We start from the raw sequence: 17845 nt of genomic DNA, 5'->3' as shown, positions 1-17845 counted from the left end.
ATCGATACCGGACGTCCTTTTCGGTTAGGGTGCGCCTTTACTTCGGACGGGTCTCATTCGGTGGGTACCGACGAACAGATCAATGCACCAACGGATCGACCTCCGACCGGCCGTCCGATCGAGACGACGCGACGCCGCGGCCGAAAGCCGGCCCGCTCCGCGGCGGGAGAGCGTCGCATGAAGTACTTCACCGTCACGCTGCTGCCCGACGCCGGCGGCGTCCACCCGGTCGACAGAATGCTCGCCTCGCGGTCGGACGTCGAACGCGAGGCGCTCTTGCACGTCAACGCGTTCAACGACGGGACCGGGGTGATGGTCTATCGGATCCGCGGCCGGTACCGCGCGATCGCCGACGCGCTCGACGCGCACGAGGAGCTCGTCAGCAGCGACCTCCTCTACGAGGAGAACGACGCGTTTCACCTGTACGTGCACCTGCGTCCGGGGGAGCCTGCTGGATCCCTCATGATGCTCTTTCAGCGGTACGCGCTCATGGTCGACACGCCGATCGCCTTCACGGAGCGCGACGGGTTGCGGACGACGCTCATCGGCTCGCACGAGATGCTCCGGCGCGCGGTCGCCGAGATGCCCGACTCGGTCAGCATCTCCGTGGAGGGGGTGGGCCGATACGTCCCAGACGACCTGCACATCCGCTCCCGGCTGACGACCCGCCAGCTCGAAGTGGTCGAAACCGCCGTCGAGATGGGGTACTACGCGGTTCCCCGGCGCACGACCCACGAGGAGATCGCGCGCCGGCTGGGCTGCGCCCCCAGCACCGTCAACGAACACCTCCGAAAGGCCGAGTCGCGCGTCCTCTCGCAGCTTCGTCGGTGATCGACCCCGCCGCGGAGCGGGATCCCGCGCCCCCTCACCCCGTCTCGTAGGCGCGTGCGTGTTCGAGGAGCACGCCGACGGCCCGCAGGTACAGCGCCGCGTCGTCGCCGCGTTCGACCGCCGCCCCGACGTCGAGCGCCTTCGCGCGCGCCACGATCCCGTCGCGTTCGTCCGACGGAACCGCCTCGTCCGAGTGAAGGTCGAGCAGGAGTCGGGTCTCGTCCGACAGGCGGCCGGAGTCGGCGTCGGCGACGAGGACCCGCCGCGCCGCCTCTTCCCTCGCGGCGACCTCGCGGGGGGCGTACCCGCCGGTGCGTTCGCCGAGCCACGCGCCGGCGAGCGCGACGGCGGCCGCCCGCCGCCGGGCGATCGATCCGTCGGCGACGACGTCGAGGAGCCGCGCGGCGGCCGACGCGCCGGCCCACACGTCGCGCTCGTGGACGGAGAGCAGGGCGTACCGAAGGCGAGCGGTTTCGTAGCGATCCGTCTCTCCCCGATCGAGGAGGATCGCGGCGAGGGCCTCGTACACCCGACGGCCGTCGTCCGGAAGGCGCGTCGCCCCGTCGATCGCGCGTCGGTACGACTCGACCGCCGCATCCGTTTCGCCCAGTTCGGCTCGGGCGTTGCCGCGGTTGAAGCGGGGTCGGGGATCGTCCGGATCGAGCTCGATCGCTCGGTCGAAGTCCTCGATCGCGCGCCGGTGGCTCCCCTGCTCGGCGTAGGCGTTCCCCCGTTCGAGGTACGCGTCGGCGTACGAGGGGTCGAGTTCGATCGCCCGGTCGAGATCGGCGTTCGATCCCGCGACGTCGCCGAGTCGGGCGCGGGCGATCGCTCGGTTGTAGCGGGCGTCCGCGTTCGCCCCGTCGGCCTCGATCGCCCGCGCGTAGTCGGCCAGCGCGTCCTCGGGACCGCTCACCTCGCTCCGGGAGATCCCGCGGGCGTTGTGCGCCTGCGAGTGGCCCGGCTCGCGGTCGATCGCCCGGTCGAACGCCTCGATCGCCGCCTCGTGGTCGCCGGCGAGCGCGAGCGCGGTGCCGCGCTTGTAGTGCGACGACGCGTCCCCCGGGTCGAGTTCGACGGCCCGGTCGTAGTCCGCCATCACCCGCCGCGCGTCGCCGAGCGCGACGGACGCGCTCGCGCGGTTGTGGTACGCACGCGCGTGGTCCGGGTCGAGTTCGATCGCCCGGTCGTACGACTCGACGGCTCCGCCGTACTCGCCGCGCTCCGCGAGGGCGTTCCCGCGATCGACGTGCGCGTCGGCGCGGCCCGGGTCGAGTTCGACGGCCCGGTCGAAGTCCTCGGTCGCCCGTTCGACGCGCCCGGCGGCCAGGCGAGCGCGGCCGCGGGCGAGCAGGGCGGCGACGCGGTCCGGCGCGCCGTCGGTTTGCGGTGGCGTCATACCCCGGTCACCGGTCGTCGAAGTACAGCTCTTTGATCCTGTCGGCCGTCCGTAACGCGAGCGCCTGCCCGGTGTGCGTGGGGTTCGGCCCGCCGCCGCCGTTCGCCATGGCGCTGTGGTCGCCGACGAAGAGCCGATCGACGTCGTACGCCTCGCAGTTCTCGTCGACGACCTCCCCCATGCGCATGGAACTCTGCATGTGGAGGAGAAGCGGCGGCCAGTCCGACCGGTGGACGTGGTGCGCCCCGGCGCTTCGCAGGATGTCGGCCGCGACCTCCGCCATCTCGTCCCGCTTCTCGTCGTCGTCGGGGTGCGGCTCCCACTGGACGAGCGGCACCGGTCCGTGTTCGTCCTCGAACACCGGGTCGAGTTCGACGCCGTTTTCCTTCCGCGGCAGGTCGTCGGTGAGCACCAACACCCCGATCGTCCGTTCGTAGTCCGACATCTTCCGTTTCAGTTCGGTGTCGTTGAGCCGGCCGCGGCTGTCCCACGGCGCGTCGTCGTCGACGACCGTGTCGAAGTTTTACCCCGCCTGACTGAACGCGTAGTGCGCGAACGACGACAGCGCCGGGCTCATGCCGATGCTCTCGAGGCCGCCGACGCCCGGCTTGTCGAACCGCGCGGCGGAGTTTTGCCCGACGTAGGGGGGGACGGTGTCGGTGCCGACGGCGTCCCGAATGGCGTCCTCGTCGAACACGCCGACGACCCAGTCGAACCAGTGCGTGGTGAGCCCCTTCCCGACCCACTCGTTTTCGGGGAGGTCGGAGTTGAGCCAGAGCCGCGGCGTCTCGATGCAGCCGCCGGCCGCGACCACGACCTCGGCGTCGATCGTGCCCGTCTCGCCGGTCCAGGTGTCGCGGTACTCGACGCCGGTGGCGGTCGGCGTCCCGAGGATCCCCTCCGTCTCGACGTTCGTGACGTAGGTGTTCGGCCGGATGGTCACGTTGCCCGTGTCGAGCGCGCGCGGAACCCAGCTGACGTTGCTGGACTTGCGCGCCTTCTCCCTGACGGGCGCTTCGAGCGGCAGCGAACCGCCCTGGAAGTGGTAGCCCGAGAGCGTCGACCCCTCGACGTCGGGGTAGGTGAAGTCGCCCTCGTAGTTGTTCTCGACGCGCAGCTTCTCGTCCGGGTGGGCGATCGCGTTCGGCTGCGGTCTGTACCCCTCGTCGGTGACGTTCTTCTGATCCAGCAGCCCGTAGCCGGCCTCCTCCGCGCCGTGGTAGAAGAGCGCCTCCTTGTCGGTCGTCGGCGCGGGCAGGACGGGCGCTTCCTCCTCGATCAGCTGGTAGTACGGAACGAGGTCGGCGTAGTCGATCGGCCAGTGACCCTGTTCGTCGAGCGCGAGCGGGTACGAGCGCGGGTGGTTCCCGAAGTAGTGGATCGTGGTCCCGCCGACGGCGGCGACCTGCCAGATGAACATGTTCTGGGGCTGGTTTCGGAACCACGGCGCGCGGTCGCGGTCCGCCGGCCCGACGCGGAGTTTCCCCGCCACGGGGTCGTTCGTCTCCTGCTCGCGGCGGTTGAGCTGTTCGTCCATCAGCGAGCCGTTCAGGTCGTCGGGGTCGGAGCTCGCCGTCGCGCCCGGCTCCTCGTGCGGCCTCTCCCACTTTTCGTTGCCGTGCCACGGCCCCGCTTCGAGGACCAGCACGTCGAGTCCGTACTCGCCGAGCTTCCACGCCAGCGCGGGACCGTCGCCACCCGCGCCGACGACGACGACGTCGTGTTTCGATTCGGCCATGTCAGTAGTCGTTCTCCGTGAATCCGTCCTCGTTCAGTTCGAACACGCCGTCGCCCGGGAAATCGCGGAGCGCCGCGTAGCCCGGCGACGGGCCGGGGTATCCGGTCTGGGCGTGGCTCTGTACGTCCTCGACGAGCTCGCGCTCGTTCGGCGGGTCGGTCTTCGTCCCGCCGTAGCCCGACCACTCGCTGTAGTAGCCGAAGTGGACGAACGCGTTGAGCCCGAAGGCGACGAATTTGAGGATTCCGACGTGGGGGAGCACGTCGTCGAGTACGTCGTCGAGATCGTCGACGATCCCGCCGTCGATGATCGACTCGATCGTCCGGAGTCGATCGCGCGGGGCGAGCCTCGCGAAGATCCCCCCGGCCGGAAACTCCCCGACCGCGCGCGGCGCCTCTCGGTTCTTTCCGCGCGCGACGAACTCCGCGGCCACGACGTCGAGTGCGATCCCGATCGCCTCGGCGTAGGGGTAGTTCGGAGACGACCGTTCGAACGTCCCCTCGTCGGTTTCGACCGTGAGCGCGTAGTCGCTCGACAGGAGCGACGAGCGCACCTCGAAGCGCACGACGACCCCGAGGTCGACGTCGAGGTCCGCGGCGCGAACCACCGTGTCGAGCACGTCGTCCGCGAGGCCCGTTCGGATCTCGTGGAAGTTGTTGAACGACCAGACGAGGTAGTCTTCGAGGTCGACGTCCAGCGCGCCCGCCTCGTGCTCGTCACCGAGTTCGTCCGCGAGCGCCGGCGTCGAGGGGACGATCGCGTCGGCGATCGATCGGTACGTGTCCGCCGTGTGCGGGTCGGTCGACGCGCCAGCCTCGGCGACCGCGGCCGCGGGTATCGCGCCCGCGCCGCCGATACCGACGAGTCCGTGCAACACCGAGCGTCGGGAGACGCCGATCCGCTCTGGATCTGGGTGGGTCATATCGTGCGACGTGATATCACCTCACGAAATTGTTATTGATTGCCCCGAATAGATTCGGCTAATTAAGAATGTGTTCGGAATTTAGGCTCTCGAACGCGCGAACGAACCGGTCGATCGTCCGCTCCGACAGTCACCGGATCGGAGGGATCGCCCGTCGCCGGCGCGACCGGCCCGCAGGACTCGGGCGAATCCTGCGCGCGCCGATAGAGTTTTGTTCGGGACGGGCCGTAAGGAGAACGTATGCAACGGAGTACCCAGTCTCCTGATCGAGTTCTCCCAGCGTGATGGAACCCCCGTTTCGGCCACGGCGGACGGCGAAACCATTCTGGTCCGACTGAACGGGCGGACGTGCGAACTGTCGAGGGCCGACGCCGCCGACCTGCAGGACGCGATCGGCGCGGCCCTGACGGAAAAGCGCGAGTTCTTCCGGACGGCCGGCGAGCACCGCGACGACGGCAGCTACGTCGTCTCCCGTCGCGGCGCCGAGTCGACGGGCAACGCCAAGGTGTTCGCGGGCTTCGACGCGCTGCGGCGGTTGTTCGACCGGCTGCCCGAGGAGTTCACCGCGGAGGACGTCGGCCGCACCGGCATCACCGGGTCGCGCCGGCACATGTTGATCCGCCACTTCGGCGAGCACCCGGCGTTCGACTGCGAGATATCGAGCCGGAATCCCCTGACGGGCAGGAAGAAGACCCCGACGGCGGGTTTGGAGGCGGAGGTGGAGGCGGTCGCCGACTGAGCGGCGGGGACGACCGTGTTCAGGTGATCGTGACGTGTTCGCTCTCCTCGTTCAGCGCCAGGTTCGCGGCGATCTCCGCGTTCCGCATCGCGTACTGGGCGGTCTGCTGGAGGCTCACGAGCACCTCGCGGATCTGCAGCAGTTCGCGGTTCGACATCTCCGGGAGGTCGCCGAGGATGTCCTTCTCGCGGTCCGTGATCTCGCGGAAGAGGTGTCTGACCTCGACCGTGAGGTCGTAGTCGCGGTCGACGACAGACCGGACGGCCTTGACCGTGATCTCGTCGACCTGGTCCGTGTACTCGCGGATGCGCCGCATCGTCGCCGAGTCGATGTCGAGGGTGTGTCCCTCGGTGTTGAGGACGATTTCCGCGATGTCCTCCGCGTTGTCGGCGGTGAGTTCGAGGTTCTTCGCCACCGACCGGTAGCCGATGAGCGGGAACCCGGATTCGAGGCCGACGGCCCGACAGAGGTTCGGGTTCTGGTAGGCGGTGAAGATCAGCCGGAGCAGCAGGACGAAGATCTTGTTCGCCTGTCGCTCGCGGTTGAGCGCGCGCTGTGCGAGGTCGGGGTTGCCGTGCGCGAGCGCCTTCACCGCCTCCCCGCGCATCGTGCTCCCGGTGTTCTCCAGCCGTTCGAGGAGGTTGTCGAGTGTGAAGTCCTCCGGGTCGACCGAACACCGGATGGCGATGCTCTCGGGCGTCTCCTCGATGACGCCGAGCCCCATGAGCTGCGTCTCGGCCTTGTACACCGCGTTGATGTGCTCGCTGTCGAGCGCGCCGTCTTCCTGCTGGACGTGGATGACGCGGCGACCGAGGACGTACTGCGCGACGATGGCGCGTTCGAGCGCGTCGGCGTCGAGGTTGTCCGCGTGGATGACCGCCTCGGAGTCCTCCGTGCTCGCCGACTCGGGCAGCACGGTGAGCGTCCCCTTCCCACCCATCCGGATGGAGACCTCGTCCCCCTTGTTCACGCCGTGTTCCTTCGCCCACTCGGCGGGCAGCGTCATCGCCAGCGTCGACGGTCCCAGTCGCTGGACCTTCCGCGTTTCCATGCCAACCTCTATCCCTGCAATGACCTTAATCTTCACTGTACGTCGATTATACGTGTCAAAAGAGGTGAAGTGTGATTAAACGTGTCCGAAGCGCGCGGCCGCCGCCGATCCCACGTGATCGCGCCGGTGGGATCGCCGCGGCGGCCGTCAGTCGATCCGCATCATCCTCCGTTCGAACCGGCCGACCCGGACCTTCGTCCACCCGCGAAGCGCCTCGTCCAGCGCCGGATCGTCGGTGTCGACCCGGAGGACGCCGAGGTCGTCGAGCTTCGCGCGCGACGCGACGACCTCCACGTCGCAGCGGCGGATCACGTCCGGCGAGAGCTGCGGGTTGCCGCGGCCGAAGACGAACCCCTGCCCGCCGATGGGGGAGACGACGACCACGTTTCGCTCGCCGAGCGCGTCGAGGATCTCCGCCTCGCTCCCGTCGCGGACGAGCACCTCACCCTCGCGCCACACGTCAACCCCGAGCGGCGATCCCTCGAATCCCAGCGCCCGCTTCACCGCGCCGACGGTGCTACCGGGACCGAGCACGTACGTGACCCCCGGTTCGACCTCGGCGGCGACCCCCGCGGCGAGCGCCTCGACGGTTCCGCCGCCGAGCTGCTTCGACGACTGGAGGTCGTCGGCCACGGGGACGCGCGCCACCGCACGAAGCTCGGGGCGCACCTCGCCCGCGCGGTAGTCGTCCTCGTCGATGTCCATCACCTCGCGCGCTTCGGTCCGGTCGAACGCCGCCGCGACCTCGCCCGCGTCCTCGGGCGAGACGGCGAACACGGAGGAGTACACTTTGACCCCCGCGGGGACGCCGAGCATCGGGGTTTCGCTCCCCCCCAGCGCGTCCGCGACGTCCGCGGCGGTCCCGTCGCCGCCGACGAAGAGGACGAGGTCGACGCCGCGGTCGAGGAAGGCCTCGACGGCGCGTTTCGTGTCCGCGGCGGTCGTCTCCTCGTCGTCGGGTCGGCCGACGACGTCGGGATCGAGGCCCGCCTCGCGGGCGGCGCTCTCACCCATCGGTCCACCGTAGGAGAGGATCTCGGCGTCCGGCGCGTTCGCGCGGAGCGCGGAGAGGGCCCGCCGGGCGCGCTCGGGCGCGCGCGGCTGCGCCCCCCGGGCGCGCGCCTCCTCGACCTTCCCGTCGGTCCCCTTCAGTCCGACCCGACCGCCCATCCCCGCGACGGGATTGACCACGACGCCGATTCGCATGTGCGGACGTGAACGCGGGGAGGTCAAAAGCGCCGCGGGTCCGGCGGCGGGAGGGGAGAGTGCGGACCGTCCGTCCGAGACCGTCCGCGGTCGCCGGATGTTCAAGCTTTAAGCGCCCGCCCCGGCTACCCCCGCACATGATACCGCTAGCAACGACCGGGGAGGCCCTTCCCATCGCCGAAACGGGGGCCGTCGTGCTGCTCGCGAGCCTGCTTCTCACCGTCGTCTGGCTGCTCTATCTCTACCGGTAGCGCGCCTCACGCCCCGTCTTCGACGAGATCGACCCGCTCGCGGAGCCACCCGGCCGCCCGTTCGGCCGTCTCCGGGTCGGCCGCCGTGACCTTCAGCCGGACGTTCTCGCCGGGGTAGCTCCCGACCGTCACGTCGAACGCCTCCCGAACCCCACGAATCCGGTCGAGGAGCCCGCTTTCGGGCTCGCTCGTGACGACCGTCTCCGAGTACGTCGGCGTCCCCTCGAACTCCCCTTCGACCAGTTCGAACATCGCCTTCATCTCCGCGGGGACCCCGGGGAGGACGTACACGGACTCGACGACCGCGCCGGGCGCGACGCCGACCTCATTCGGGAGCACCCGCGCGCCCGCCGGCAGGTGCGCCGTCCCCTCCGCGAGGTTCTCCGCGACGTAGCCGCCGTGCTCCGTGAGCCACTCGACCGCTTCCGGGTGTTCCTCGACCGCTCGGCCGACCGCGGCGGCGACGCCCTCCATCGTCAGGTCGTCGTGCGTCGGGCCCAGCCCGCCGGTGACGATCACCGCGTCGTACTCGGCGAGGTACTCGTTGACGACGCGGGCGACGTCGGCGACCCTGTCCGGAACGGTCGTCACGCGCTCGACCGCGACGCCGCGCTCGCCGAGCCGCGTTCCGAGCCACGCCGCGTTCGTGTTCACCGTGTCGCCGGCTAACAGTTCGTCGCCGACGGTGACCACCGCTATTCGCATGGTCCGACGGAGGGGCGTGACGGGTAAAAGCGCGCCGACCGGCGCGCCGACTGCCGGTTCCGGCCGGTTCGCTGGTCGCTACTTCATACCGGGCGGCGGACCCCGCCCGAAGTCGTCGTCGTCCACGTCGACGTCGAGCCCGAGTTCTCGTCGCTCCTCTTTCAGTTTCTCGATCTTCCGACGGTAGTAGAACAGCCCGCCGACGCCGACGAGGCCGAGCGCGACGGCGATGCCGCCGAAGATCGTGAGGTCGCGTTCGAGGTAGAACCGGACGGCGATCGAGTCGGCGTCGACGTTCTCCCACGTGATGTGAACCCGGTTCCGGTCGTCCGTGGTCGTCTCGTAGTCGTCCGGGATCACGCGGCCGAACAGGAAGAAGTCGACCTTGCGGTCTTCGGGCAGCACGACCTCGTAGGAGCCCTCGACGAACGTCGGCAGGGTGAACTGCTTGGGCGTGCTGTCCGCGGTGAACGCGAGCTTTCCGGGGGCGTCGTCGGGTCGATCCGTCGGCAACGTTACGACGACCGCGTCGTTCGTCCGCTCGACGCTGCCGCCGTGTTCGTCGAATTCGGACCCCCTGATCACCGTCCCGTCGGGGTACCGGTACCGGACGGCGGAGACGGAGATGGCGTTCTGTCCGCCGAAGCCGTCCTCCCGGTAGAGCTCGATGCGGTCGTCCTGCACGCGGTAGACGGCGAGAAACTTCGCGCCGTCCGTGATCGTGATGTGCGCGTTCGCGTCGCTGTTCCAGCCGGCCTCGTAATCGTACCCCTCGGGCGGGTTCTCGTTGAGCTGGTCGTCCTCGACGGGATCGGCCCCGAAAAGTCCCGTACAGCCCGCCGCGAGAACGAGCGCGGCGAGACAGGCGACGCCGAGAACGAGGCGGCGGTTCATGTGATGACGCAGCGAAGCTCCGCCGGGAGGTAGCGTCCGATGCTCGCGAGCAACCCCGGCGGATCGGTGTCCTCGCCGCAGACGACGCTCTGTTCGAGCAGGCCGAGCCGCTCCACGGTGACGATGTCGCGCGCGTGGCCCGCCCGGTTCACCGTCGCGCGCACCTCGCCGCGGGTCGCGCTGTTCACGTTCACGCGGCCCGGGCCGCGCGTCCAGCCGTACAGCCGATCGCGCTCCTCGTCGGCGAGCCGCGACGGCTCGCCGTACACGAACGAAAGCGGGACGTGCTGGACGAGGCCGAACCGCTCGCGGATCTGCACCGGCGATCCCCGCCCGAGACCGAGCTCGTCGGCGGGAATGGTGACCTCTCGGCCCGCGTCGAGGACGAGCCCCTCGTCGTCCCATCCTTCCAGCGTGCCGACGTACGTTTCGCCCGCTTCGAGGCGCGACGGGATCTCGCCCCACCGCTCGCGCAGGAGGTTCCGCGCGACCGCCTCGTCCGCCCCCGAGACGGTGACCGAGACGAACTCGTCGTGGCGGACCCCGATCTCGTACTCGACGTCGAGTTCGCCGAGGTCGTTTTCGACCATCGACGCGAGACCGTCGAGCGCGCGTTCGCGGGCGTCGCCTCCCACGTAGCACTTCGTTGCGAGTACGACCATTAGCCCGTGACGTCGACGTTCAGTTCCCGGCGGAGTTCGTCGATGCGGCGCTCCATCGCCTCGACGAGCCGCGAGTTGTCCATCGCCTCCAGCGGGGAACCGCACTCGGGGCACTCGAACCCGAAGTCCATCGCCTCGCCGAACTCGAAGCGGATCGAGTCGATCTCACAGAGGTAGAACTCGTGGGTCCGCTCGTACTCCTCGCGCTCGTCCAGCGCGTCGAGGAGGCGGTACATCTCATCTTCGAGGTTCTCCGGGATGTTCTCGTACTCGAACGTCCAGAGGTAGGTGAGCCACCCCGAGTCCTCGTCGCGGACGCGGCGGTAGGACGCCAGATCGTTCTCGTAGAGGATAAACAGGGCCCGACGAACGTCGTTGAGTTCGAGATCGAGCTTCTCGGCCAACTCCTCGTCCGTGACCTCGCCGTCCGGCGGCGCGGCCGCGACCGGCATCCCCGTCGGTCCAACCAGCTCGTGGAGGTACTTCTGGATGACAGGGTCGTTCAGCAGGTCCTCAAAAGCCATTGCCACTAGGTGGGCCGTAAAGGAGTTTAAAGCCACCGGATGCTCGGATCGGTCAGTTGCACCAAGTGCGATCCGGCGGGCCGCCCGACCTCGAGTCGACGGCACGGCGCTCCGTCTCGCGCTCGCGTTCGCCGGGAGTCGCGCCCGATCTCGCTTCGCACTCGACGCAGACGGCGGTTCGGGTCGGCTTGCGGGCGAACTTGACGTTCTCCGGGGCGACGTCCTCGCCGTCCGTCGTCCGTTCGAGCGCGATCGTTATCCGGTGGATCGTCTCACGACCGCACCGGCGGCACGCTTCCAGCGTTTCGTTTTGCGCGAGGTCGTTCTGATTCACTCCTCGTTTCTCCTCGTGATCGGTTTCGTTCTCGCCGGCGTGCGATCGATGTCGACGCGAACGGCGCGCGAACGACGAGTATGCGCGCGGCGGGTGATCACTACGTGGAGAGTGACCGCCGAAATCGCATAAGCACTACACCCAAAATATTGCAGTCGGATATCTGTCACTCTGACTCGCCGAAGAGCGCGGCCAGCAACTTCCGTTCGCCGAGACGGACGTGCTGGTGGAACGTGGACGGACACACGCCGAGCGAGTCGGCGACCGCCTCCCCGGAGTTGTCTCGGGGCCACTCGAAGAAGCCGGAGTGAAACGCCGCTTCGAGGGCCGCCCGCTGGCGTTCGGTCAGGTCCTCCGCGACGGTCCGTTCGACGCGCTCCGGGAAGTCCTCCGAACGGGACACCCGTCGCTGGGTCACCGTCTCGACGTCGGGGTACGCGTCGCCGACGGTGTCGACGACGGACCGGACGTCCGCGCTCGGCGGCAGGTGGACGGTCATGCGGTAGTCTCCGTCCTCGATGGCCGCCTCGTCGACGTAGCCGCCGTGGGAGGTGACGACGGAGACCACCGGCGGATCGGCGAGCCGTAGTTCGAAACCGACGTCGCCGAACTCCCGGCGAAGCACCGACACGTCCTCCCAGTGGGGAAGCCGCTCGACGAGCGCTTCGAGGGCGTCGATCGCGTCGTCGTCGGTGGTCCCGTATTCGAGGAACGTCCCGTCGCCGACCGGAACCGTGCTGTCGAAGGTGACCGTTCCCTCCGCCGGCGTCGAAATCCCCAGGACGTCGAGCACGTTCTGGAGGCGGAACTCGATCTCGACGACGTCGTCGCCCATCAGGGCTCGCTTGCGCTCTATCGCCGCGATCGCGTGGCCGACGAGCTCTCCCAGCTGACCGACGACCGCCCGCTCTTCGTCAGCGAACGCGCCGGAGCGAGCCGCGTACACCCCCAGGAGTCCGTAGAGCGTCCCTTCGTGGACGATCGGGATCACGGCCACGGACCTGTACCCGTACTCGCGGGCGTGCTCCCGCCACGGCTCGAAGTCCGGATCGGCGAACGCGTCCCGAACGATCTGCATCTCCCCCGTCTGGGCGGCCCGACCGGCCGGTCCTCGGCCCGTCGCCGCACCCGGATCCACGGAGAGGGGGATCTCGTCGAGGTAGCCGTCGACGCCGGCTTCCACCCGCGGCCGAACCGACTGCGTTCTCGGGTCGATCTCGCAGATCCAGGCGAACCGGTAGGATTCCGAAGAGGCCAGTCGTTCGCACACCACCCGCTCGATCTCCTCGCGGGTGGACTGTCCCACGAGCGCCTCGTTGATCTCGCGGACGACGCCGTTCACGTTGACGAGCGCCGCGAGTCGCTCGCGCTGCCGTTCGAGTTGTCGCTCCCGGCGCTTTCGCTCCGTGACGTCCTGCGTCATCACCATGCCGGCGAACACCTCGTCGTCCCCGTCAATCACGGGGATCGTCCACGCCCGAAACGACCGCTCGCCCAGGTCGAACGCGTAGGTGTTCGTCTCGCCGTCCAGCGCGGCGCGGTAGTTGCGCACCACCTTCTCACGCGTCTCGGGATCGGGCGACAGCGACCCCGCCCGCTCGCCGACGGCCTCGCGCTTTTGCGCCTCGTCGAAGATCGACCCTTCGAGGAGCGTGTATCGCAGTTCCTCGTCGAACAGCGCCACACCACCGTTCGGGAAGTGCTCGGCGAGCGTGCGGTAGCGCTGCTCGGACTCCTCTAGCGCCCGTTCCCGCGTCTTCCGTTCCGTGACGTCGTGAAAGTATACCGACAGGCCCGTCTCGGAGGGGTACGCCCGGACCTCGAACCACGCGCCGAGCGGTTCGTAGTACTCCTCGAAGGTCACCGGTCGCTGGGTTCTCATCGCGCGTGCGTACTCCTCCTCGAAGGTCGATCCGACCGATTCCGGGAACTCCTTCCAGAGGCTGTCGCCGATCAACTCGGCTTCGGTCTTCTCCAGGAGATCCTCGGCTCGCTCGTTGGCGTAGGTGAACCGCCACCGGTCGTCGACACCGAAGAACGCGTCGTCGACGCGATCGAACGCGTCCTCCAGCTCGCGCCTGAGGTCGTCGCGCTGTCGTTTCAGCCGGCGGGTGCGCTCCTTGCGTTCCGTGACGTCCTCCGCGGCGACCACCGTTCGATCCGGCTCCCCGTCGCGCGTCGGGAGGGGCGCGGCGTTCACCGAAAACCACGTCCGTTCGCCGTCTCGATCGACGGCCAACTCGGCGTTGTACACCGGCTCGCCCGTCTTCCGCGCCCGCTGCGTCGGACGCTCCTCGAAGGGGACGGGCGACCCGTCGGCGTCGTACACCTCGACGTCCCGCAAGTCGCACCCCTCGATCACCTCGTCCGCGAGCGACTCCGTCATCGCCTCCGCCCGCGCGTTCGTCCGCTCGAGGCCGCCGTCGTGGGAGACGATCCCGAGTCCGATCGGGCTCGTCTCGAAGATCCGCTCCACCAACTCTCGCTCCCGTCGGAGTTCCCGTTCGCGGGCCGTTCGGTCGGTGACGTCGCGGCACACGTACAGGACGGCTCCGTCTCCGACGGAAACCGGTCTGACTGTGATCCACAGGTGGTGCTCGTCCCCCGCTTTGTCCGTTACCGTCCGCTCGACGTCGGAGCGTTCGCCCGTCTCCTCGAGCCCCTCCGTCGAGATCGGATTCTCGCCGAGCAGCGCGTCGACCGTCCCCATCTCGGCGACCTCGTCCGCCGTGTACCCGAAGATGAAGTGGACGTTCGGGCAGACGAACGTGAACGCGCCCTCGTCGTCCGTGACGAACACCGTGTCGGTGAGGTTTTCGAGGGCGATTCGGTAGTGTTCCTCTCGACGCTTCGCGATCCCGCCGGAGGTCCGCGCGTCGGGGCCCCGGAGCGGTCGCCACCAGATCCGTCCGCGAGCGCCGACCTTCTTCGTCGAGAGTTCGCCCCGCTCCGCGAGTCGATCCAGCCTGTTGTACGCCGTGCGTCGGCTGCACCCGAGCGCGTCGGCGACTTCGACCGTCGTTAGCGGCTCCGAGTACGTCTCCGGCCCGTCGAAAACGGAACGGAGTTCTTCGAGGGCGTCGGTGGAACTACCGGAAGTCACACCGCGAGTCTCGGTCGCCGCCGACAAAACGGTTTCCGTCAACGGAAACGAATGACTGCTTCGCAGACGGTCGGCGTTCAGTCCGCCGTCGTCGCCTTCTCGCGCTCCCCTCGCGATTCGAAGAACGACACGTAGACCTGCGCGAGGAAGACGACGGAGAAGACGGCGTTGAGCACCGTCGTGTAGCCGCTCGGGGCGGTTCCCCCGACCTGTCCCTGCTGGGGGATCAGTCCGAGTCCCGCCCAGGCGTAGTGGACGATCAGCCCCGAGACGGCGGCGGCCGCGAAGATCGAGACGAACAACGCGGCGGCCAGCCGCGCGCCGTAGAACTTCCGGTACATGTTGACGATGTGTGGCACGATGAGGTCGGCGAAGATGAACGACATCACGCCGCCGAAGGGGATCCCGTTCTGCCAGAGCACGAGCGCGAAGGGCACGTTCGCGACCGAGCAGATGAACGTGAGGACGCCGACGGCGACGCCGATCACGCAGCCCAAAAGCACCCACGCGAGCGTTCCCTCGGGCGCGAGGGTGAAAAGTCGCGTCCAGAACGACGCCGGAACGAACGCCTTGATCAGGCCGGCCACGACGAAACCGACCGCGATGTCGGTCCACAGCATCGACCACTCGTTCATCGCGTTCCGGAACGTCCGCCGCCAGCCGCGCGCCGTCAGCAGCTTGTCGGTCCAGTCGTTCGCCTCGGCCCAGTCGTCGCCGTCGTCGCCGTGATCGTGGTCGCCGCCGTGGTCGTGACCACCGTCGTCGCCGAGGTTTCGAACGTGCTCGCGCGCGCGTTCGAACCACTCGTCCGGGACGGCGTGCGCGAACGCCGCGGCGAGGAGCAGGATGAGCACCGCGCCGCCGAAGAAGTCGGCGGCGACGAACTGCCAGCCGAGCAGGATCCACATGACGAGCCCGATCTCGACGACGAGGTTGGTGCTCGCGAACTGGAACGCCGCGAGCGAGGCGGCCGGCGAGGCACCCTTCTCGTACAGCGACTTCGTCGTCGCCACCGCGCCGAACGAACAGCTGGACGAGAGGAACCCGAAGAACGATCCGAGCCCGATCTCGCGCACGCCGCTGCCGCCGAGTACGTCGACCATCTCGTCTTGACTGACGAACGCCTGCACCGCGCCGGCGACGGTGAATCCCAGCACCAGCGCCCACCACGTCTTCCACGTCATCTCGCTCACGAACCACGCCGCCTCGACGAGCGACCCTGTGACGCTCATGCGACCGTGTAATCGGGCCTCGCTTTACCCGATTGCGGCTAACGACTCCGGCATTCGCACCGGGGTGAGTTTGGAATTCACACCGATTCGGGATAGGGATCCGACAGTTCGAAATCGCCGGGCCGCGATTCCGGGACGAATTCGGCGAATCAGGGCCTCAATACGCCGATTTCGGCCGTCAAACGGCTGCGGCGTCGGGATTGGCGCGTCGTCGACAGTATCGAAAACGTGAATACCGCCTGCCGACTAACCATCCAGTCACGGATGCAACGCGGCATCGAATCCGCCGGCGAGCGCGCGCGCAGATCGGACGGACTGACGCGGTAGACACGGAGATCGAGAGATCGCCGCCCAAATCGGTGAAAGAGCACAACATGGCTGTTACTAACGCCGTACTGATTACCGTCGATTCCCTCCGCGCAGACGCGGTGTCCCCGCGATCGGACAGCGAGAAGACGCCGGTCATCGGCGAGCTGGCCGAGCGAGGCACCGTGTTCACGAACGCGTTCGCGCACGGAAACTGGACGCCGTTTTCGTTTCCGAGCATCCTCTCGTCTTCGCCCGTGTTCGTCGAGAGCGGGAGCATCGGCGCCGGGGCGCGGACGATCGCGGAGGCGCTTCGGTCCGAGGGCGTCGCCACCGCCGGATTCAACGCCGCGAACGGATTTCTGACCGAACACTGGGGGTACGACCGCGGCTTCGACGAGTTCGAGACGTTCGTCACCGGCTCCGAAACGAGCCCCTACAGCAAGTACCTCGCCGCGCACCCGACGGTGCAGGCGTGGCTCCAGCTCGGCGCGTCGCCGTTCTACCGCATCGCCAGACGTCTGCGAGGGGAGGCCGACGACGAACAGATCACGGACACTTCGCGGTTGCTCGACGTCGAGCGCCGCGCCAAGGCGTTCATCCGCGACGCCGACTCGCCCTTCTTCCTCTGGGTCCACTACATGGACGTCCACACGCCGTACTTCCCCGCCCCGCGCCACCTGCGCGAGGTCTCGCCCCGCCGGCTGAGTACGCTTCGGATGTTGCGGGCGCACGCGAGGACGGGCCTCGGGCTGGCGGTCGACGACCGAACGTTGAGCGACCTGAAGGCGCTGTACGACGGGACGATCAGGCAGGTCGACGCGAGCATCGGTCGGCTCCGCGCCGCGCTCGCTGACACGGGCGCGGCCGACGACACGTTGCTGGTCGTCGCGGGCGACCACGGCGAGGAGTTCCTCGAACACGGCCACCTCGCACACTATCCGAAACTGTACGAAGAGCTGATCCACGTCCCGATGATCGTGGACTCCCCCGAGGGGGGCGCGCAGGCGCTGCGCGAGAACGTGGGTCTCGAATCGATTCCGCCGACGATCTGCGACGCCCTCGGCGTCGAGCCGCCGGACGCCTGGGAGGGCGCGTCAGTGTACCCCGCGGTGCGCGGCGAGACGGATCTGGAGACCGATCCCACCGTCTCCGTGACCGTTCAGGGCGAGCAGACGACCCAGCAGCCGATTCCCCGGCGACCGGCCGACGGCGACGTGCTCGTGAGCGCGCGCACGGAACGGTGGACCTACATCAAGAACACCGCGACCGGCGATCGCGAACTGTACGACCGGCGGGCCGACCCCGGAGAGCAACGCGACCTCGTCGATCGATCCGATCGTGAGGCCGACGAGGCGAGGGTGGCGCTGGACCCGATCGTGGACGCGCACGCGGAGCGGATCGAACGGGAGAGGGCGAACGCCGACGCGGACGACTCGGTTCCGGACGACGTGTCGGACCGACTCACGGCGTTGGGCTACCAGTGAGCCACCGATGAGCCCGGAACTGCCGCGACTCGACCGGTGCGTCGACGATCGTCGGATCGCGCGACTGCTGAGATTCTTCAGCGTCGGCTCCGTCGCGGCGGGCTTGCAAACGGTGCTGCTCTGGTTCTTCGTCGACGTCGCGGGGCTGTACTACCTCGTCGGGGCCGTCGTCGCGATCGAGATCACGATCGTCGCACAGTACGTCGCCAACAACGTGTGGACGTTCAAACGGGTGCGCCACGCCACCAGGGGCGAATACCTGACCGGGCTGTTCAGGACGAACCTCGTCCGGGGATCCGCGATCCCGATCCAGGTCGGCCTGCTGTACGCGCTCGTCGCGTGGGGAGGGCTGGAGTACCTCGTGGCGAACGGCGGCGCGATCTTCGTCTCCGGCTTCTACCGGTACCTCCTCGACACGCGCTGGACGTGGGGGGCGTGAGGGGACGTCTCCGATCTCTTTC

17 protein-coding genes are annotated in these 17845 nt (G+C 68.5%); 4 read left to right on the top strand and 13 right to left on the bottom strand.

Features of this window, described 5'->3' with window-relative positions; translation table 11 throughout:
• The first annotated feature begins 177 nt into the window (after positions 1 to 177).
• A complete protein-coding gene (locus C3L37_RS23595) occupies positions 178 to 831 on the top strand; it encodes a helix-turn-helix domain-containing protein (RefSeq protein ID WP_129116989.1) in 654 nt (217 codons plus the stop codon).
• Positions 832 to 865: 34 nt separating this feature from the next.
• Here C3L37_RS23595 and C3L37_RS23590 read toward each other — a convergent pair whose 3' ends face one another.
• The 4 genes from C3L37_RS23590 to C3L37_RS23580 form a co-directional block, all read right to left on the bottom strand.
• Complete coding sequence (locus C3L37_RS23590) at positions 866 to 2230, bottom strand: tetratricopeptide repeat protein (protein ID WP_129116988.1); 1365 nt, start codon at positions 2228 to 2230, stop codon at positions 866 to 868.
• Between the two features lie 7 nt (positions 2231 to 2237).
• Positions 2238 to 2675 carry a GMC oxidoreductase gene (locus tag C3L37_RS25230; RefSeq protein ID WP_228546450.1) on the bottom strand — a complete coding sequence of 146 codons (438 nt, stop codon included), beginning with the start codon at positions 2673 to 2675 and terminating at the stop codon, positions 2238 to 2240.
• 78 nt (positions 2676 to 2753) lie between these two features.
• Positions 2754 to 3968: a GMC family oxidoreductase N-terminal domain-containing protein gene (locus C3L37_RS23585; RefSeq protein WP_228546449.1), complete on the bottom strand. Its 1215-nt coding sequence runs from the start codon at positions 3966 to 3968 to the stop codon at positions 2754 to 2756.
• Position 3969: 1 nt separating this feature from the next.
• The gene (locus tag C3L37_RS23580) at positions 3970 to 4890 is read right to left on the bottom strand and encodes a hypothetical protein (protein ID WP_129116987.1); all 921 of its coding nucleotides are present in this window, start codon (positions 4888 to 4890) and stop codon (positions 3970 to 3972) included.
• Positions 4891 to 5245: 355 nt separating this feature from the next.
• Here C3L37_RS23580 and C3L37_RS23575 point away from each other — a divergent pair, with 355 nt between their 5' ends.
• Positions 5246 to 5629 (top strand): DUF7528 family protein, encoded by a 384-nt coding sequence (locus C3L37_RS23575; protein WP_129117067.1) that lies wholly within the window; start codon positions 5246 to 5248, stop codon positions 5627 to 5629.
• 19 nt (positions 5630 to 5648) lie between these two features.
• Here the strand turns inward: C3L37_RS23575 and C3L37_RS23570 are convergent, their stop codons facing one another.
• From C3L37_RS23570 to C3L37_RS23530, 9 genes are all read right to left on the bottom strand, one after another.
• Positions 5649 to 6680, bottom strand: coding sequence for a phosphate signaling complex PhoU family protein (locus C3L37_RS23570; protein WP_129116986.1), 1032 nt, complete (start codon positions 6678 to 6680; stop codon positions 5649 to 5651).
• Positions 6681 to 6827: 147 nt separating this feature from the next.
• The gene (locus C3L37_RS23565) at positions 6828 to 7886 is read right to left on the bottom strand and encodes an ATP-NAD kinase family protein (protein WP_129116985.1); all 1059 of its coding nucleotides are present in this window, start codon (positions 7884 to 7886) and stop codon (positions 6828 to 6830) included.
• A 257-nt stretch (positions 7887 to 8143) separates the two neighbouring features.
• The gene (locus C3L37_RS23560; RefSeq protein ID WP_129116984.1) at positions 8144 to 8842 is read right to left on the bottom strand and encodes a competence/damage-inducible protein A; all 699 of its coding nucleotides are present in this window, start codon (positions 8840 to 8842) and stop codon (positions 8144 to 8146) included.
• 78 nt (positions 8843 to 8920) lie between these two features.
• The gene (locus tag C3L37_RS23555; protein ID WP_129116983.1) at positions 8921 to 9736 is read right to left on the bottom strand and encodes a DUF5803 family protein; all 816 of its coding nucleotides are present in this window, start codon (positions 9734 to 9736) and stop codon (positions 8921 to 8923) included.
• On the bottom strand, positions 9733 to 10398 hold the full coding sequence (locus C3L37_RS23550) for a DUF2110 family protein (RefSeq protein WP_129116982.1): 666 nt from the start codon (positions 10396 to 10398) through the stop codon (positions 9733 to 9735). The genes C3L37_RS23555 and C3L37_RS23550 overlap by 4 nt, the downstream gene beginning before the upstream one ends.
• On the bottom strand, positions 10398 to 10922 hold the full coding sequence (locus C3L37_RS23545; protein WP_129116981.1) for a transcription factor: 525 nt from the start codon (positions 10920 to 10922) through the stop codon (positions 10398 to 10400). The genes C3L37_RS23550 and C3L37_RS23545 overlap by 1 nt, the downstream gene beginning before the upstream one ends.
• A gap of 52 nt (positions 10923 to 10974) precedes the next feature.
• On the bottom strand, positions 10975 to 11256 hold the full coding sequence (locus C3L37_RS23540; protein WP_129116980.1) for a DUF7835 family putative zinc beta-ribbon protein: 282 nt from the start codon (positions 11254 to 11256) through the stop codon (positions 10975 to 10977).
• 166 nt (positions 11257 to 11422) lie between these two features.
• Complete coding sequence (locus C3L37_RS23535) at positions 11423 to 14359, bottom strand: bacterio-opsin activator domain-containing protein (protein WP_164974859.1); 2937 nt, start codon at positions 14357 to 14359, stop codon at positions 11423 to 11425.
• A gap of 77 nt (positions 14360 to 14436) precedes the next feature.
• Entirely contained in the window at positions 14437 to 15591 is a 1155-nt protein-coding gene (locus tag C3L37_RS23530; RefSeq protein WP_129116978.1) for a permease, read from the bottom strand.
• A gap of 374 nt (positions 15592 to 15965) precedes the next feature.
• Between C3L37_RS23530 and C3L37_RS23525 the strand changes: the two genes are divergently transcribed.
• Together C3L37_RS23525 and C3L37_RS23520 are read left to right on the top strand one after the other, a co-directional pair.
• On the top strand, positions 15966 to 17384 hold the full coding sequence (locus tag C3L37_RS23525; protein WP_129116977.1) for a sulfatase: 1419 nt from the start codon (positions 15966 to 15968) through the stop codon (positions 17382 to 17384).
• A gap of 7 nt (positions 17385 to 17391) precedes the next feature.
• On the top strand, positions 17392 to 17823 hold the full coding sequence (locus C3L37_RS23520) for a GtrA family protein (RefSeq protein ID WP_129116976.1): 432 nt from the start codon (positions 17392 to 17394) through the stop codon (positions 17821 to 17823).
• Positions 17824 to 17845: the final 22 nt, after the last annotated feature.

This window comes from Halegenticoccus tardaugens, from assembly GCF_004116405.1.
Classification (GTDB): Archaea; Halobacteriota; Halobacteria; order Halobacteriales; family Haloferacaceae; genus Halegenticoccus; species Halegenticoccus tardaugens.
This window is presented reverse-complemented; position numbering and strand designations above follow the sequence as displayed.

Excerpts from the sequence above, each read along its gene's own strand:
- C3L37_RS23595 (WP_129116989.1), top strand. The coding sequence starts at position 178 with ATGAAGTACTTCACCGTCACGCTGCTGCCCGACGCCGGCGGCGTCCAC.
- C3L37_RS23590 (WP_129116988.1), bottom strand. The coding sequence starts at position 2,230 with ATGACGCCACCGCAAACCGACGGCGCGCCGGACCGCGTCGCCGCCCTG.
- C3L37_RS25230 (WP_228546450.1), bottom strand. The coding sequence starts at position 2,675 with ATGTCGGACTACGAACGGACGATCGGGGTGTTGGTGCTCACCGACGAC.
- C3L37_RS23585 (WP_228546449.1), bottom strand. The coding sequence starts at position 3,968 with ATGGCCGAATCGAAACACGACGTCGTCGTCGTCGGCGCGGGTGGCGAC.
- C3L37_RS23580 (WP_129116987.1), bottom strand. The coding sequence starts at position 4,890 with ATGACCCACCCAGATCCAGAGCGGATCGGCGTCTCCCGACGCTCGGTG.
- C3L37_RS23570 (WP_129116986.1), bottom strand. The coding sequence starts at position 6,680 with ATGGAAACGCGGAAGGTCCAGCGACTGGGACCGTCGACGCTGGCGATG.
- C3L37_RS23565 (WP_129116985.1), bottom strand. The coding sequence starts at position 7,886 with ATGCGAATCGGCGTCGTGGTCAATCCCGTCGCGGGGATGGGCGGTCGG.
- C3L37_RS23560 (WP_129116984.1), bottom strand. The coding sequence starts at position 8,842 with ATGCGAATAGCGGTGGTCACCGTCGGCGACGAACTGTTAGCCGGCGAC.
- C3L37_RS23555 (WP_129116983.1), bottom strand. The coding sequence starts at position 9,736 with ATGAACCGCCGCCTCGTTCTCGGCGTCGCCTGTCTCGCCGCGCTCGTT.
- C3L37_RS23550 (WP_129116982.1), bottom strand. The coding sequence starts at position 10,398 with ATGGTCGTACTCGCAACGAAGTGCTACGTGGGAGGCGACGCCCGCGAA.
- C3L37_RS23545 (WP_129116981.1), bottom strand. The coding sequence starts at position 10,922 with ATGGCTTTTGAGGACCTGCTGAACGACCCTGTCATCCAGAAGTACCTC.
- C3L37_RS23530 (WP_129116978.1), bottom strand. The coding sequence starts at position 15,591 with ATGAGCGTCACAGGGTCGCTCGTCGAGGCGGCGTGGTTCGTGAGCGAG.
- C3L37_RS23525 (WP_129116977.1), top strand. The coding sequence starts at position 15,966 with ATGGCTGTTACTAACGCCGTACTGATTACCGTCGATTCCCTCCGCGCA.
- C3L37_RS23520 (WP_129116976.1), top strand. The coding sequence starts at position 17,392 with ATGAGCCCGGAACTGCCGCGACTCGACCGGTGCGTCGACGATCGTCGG.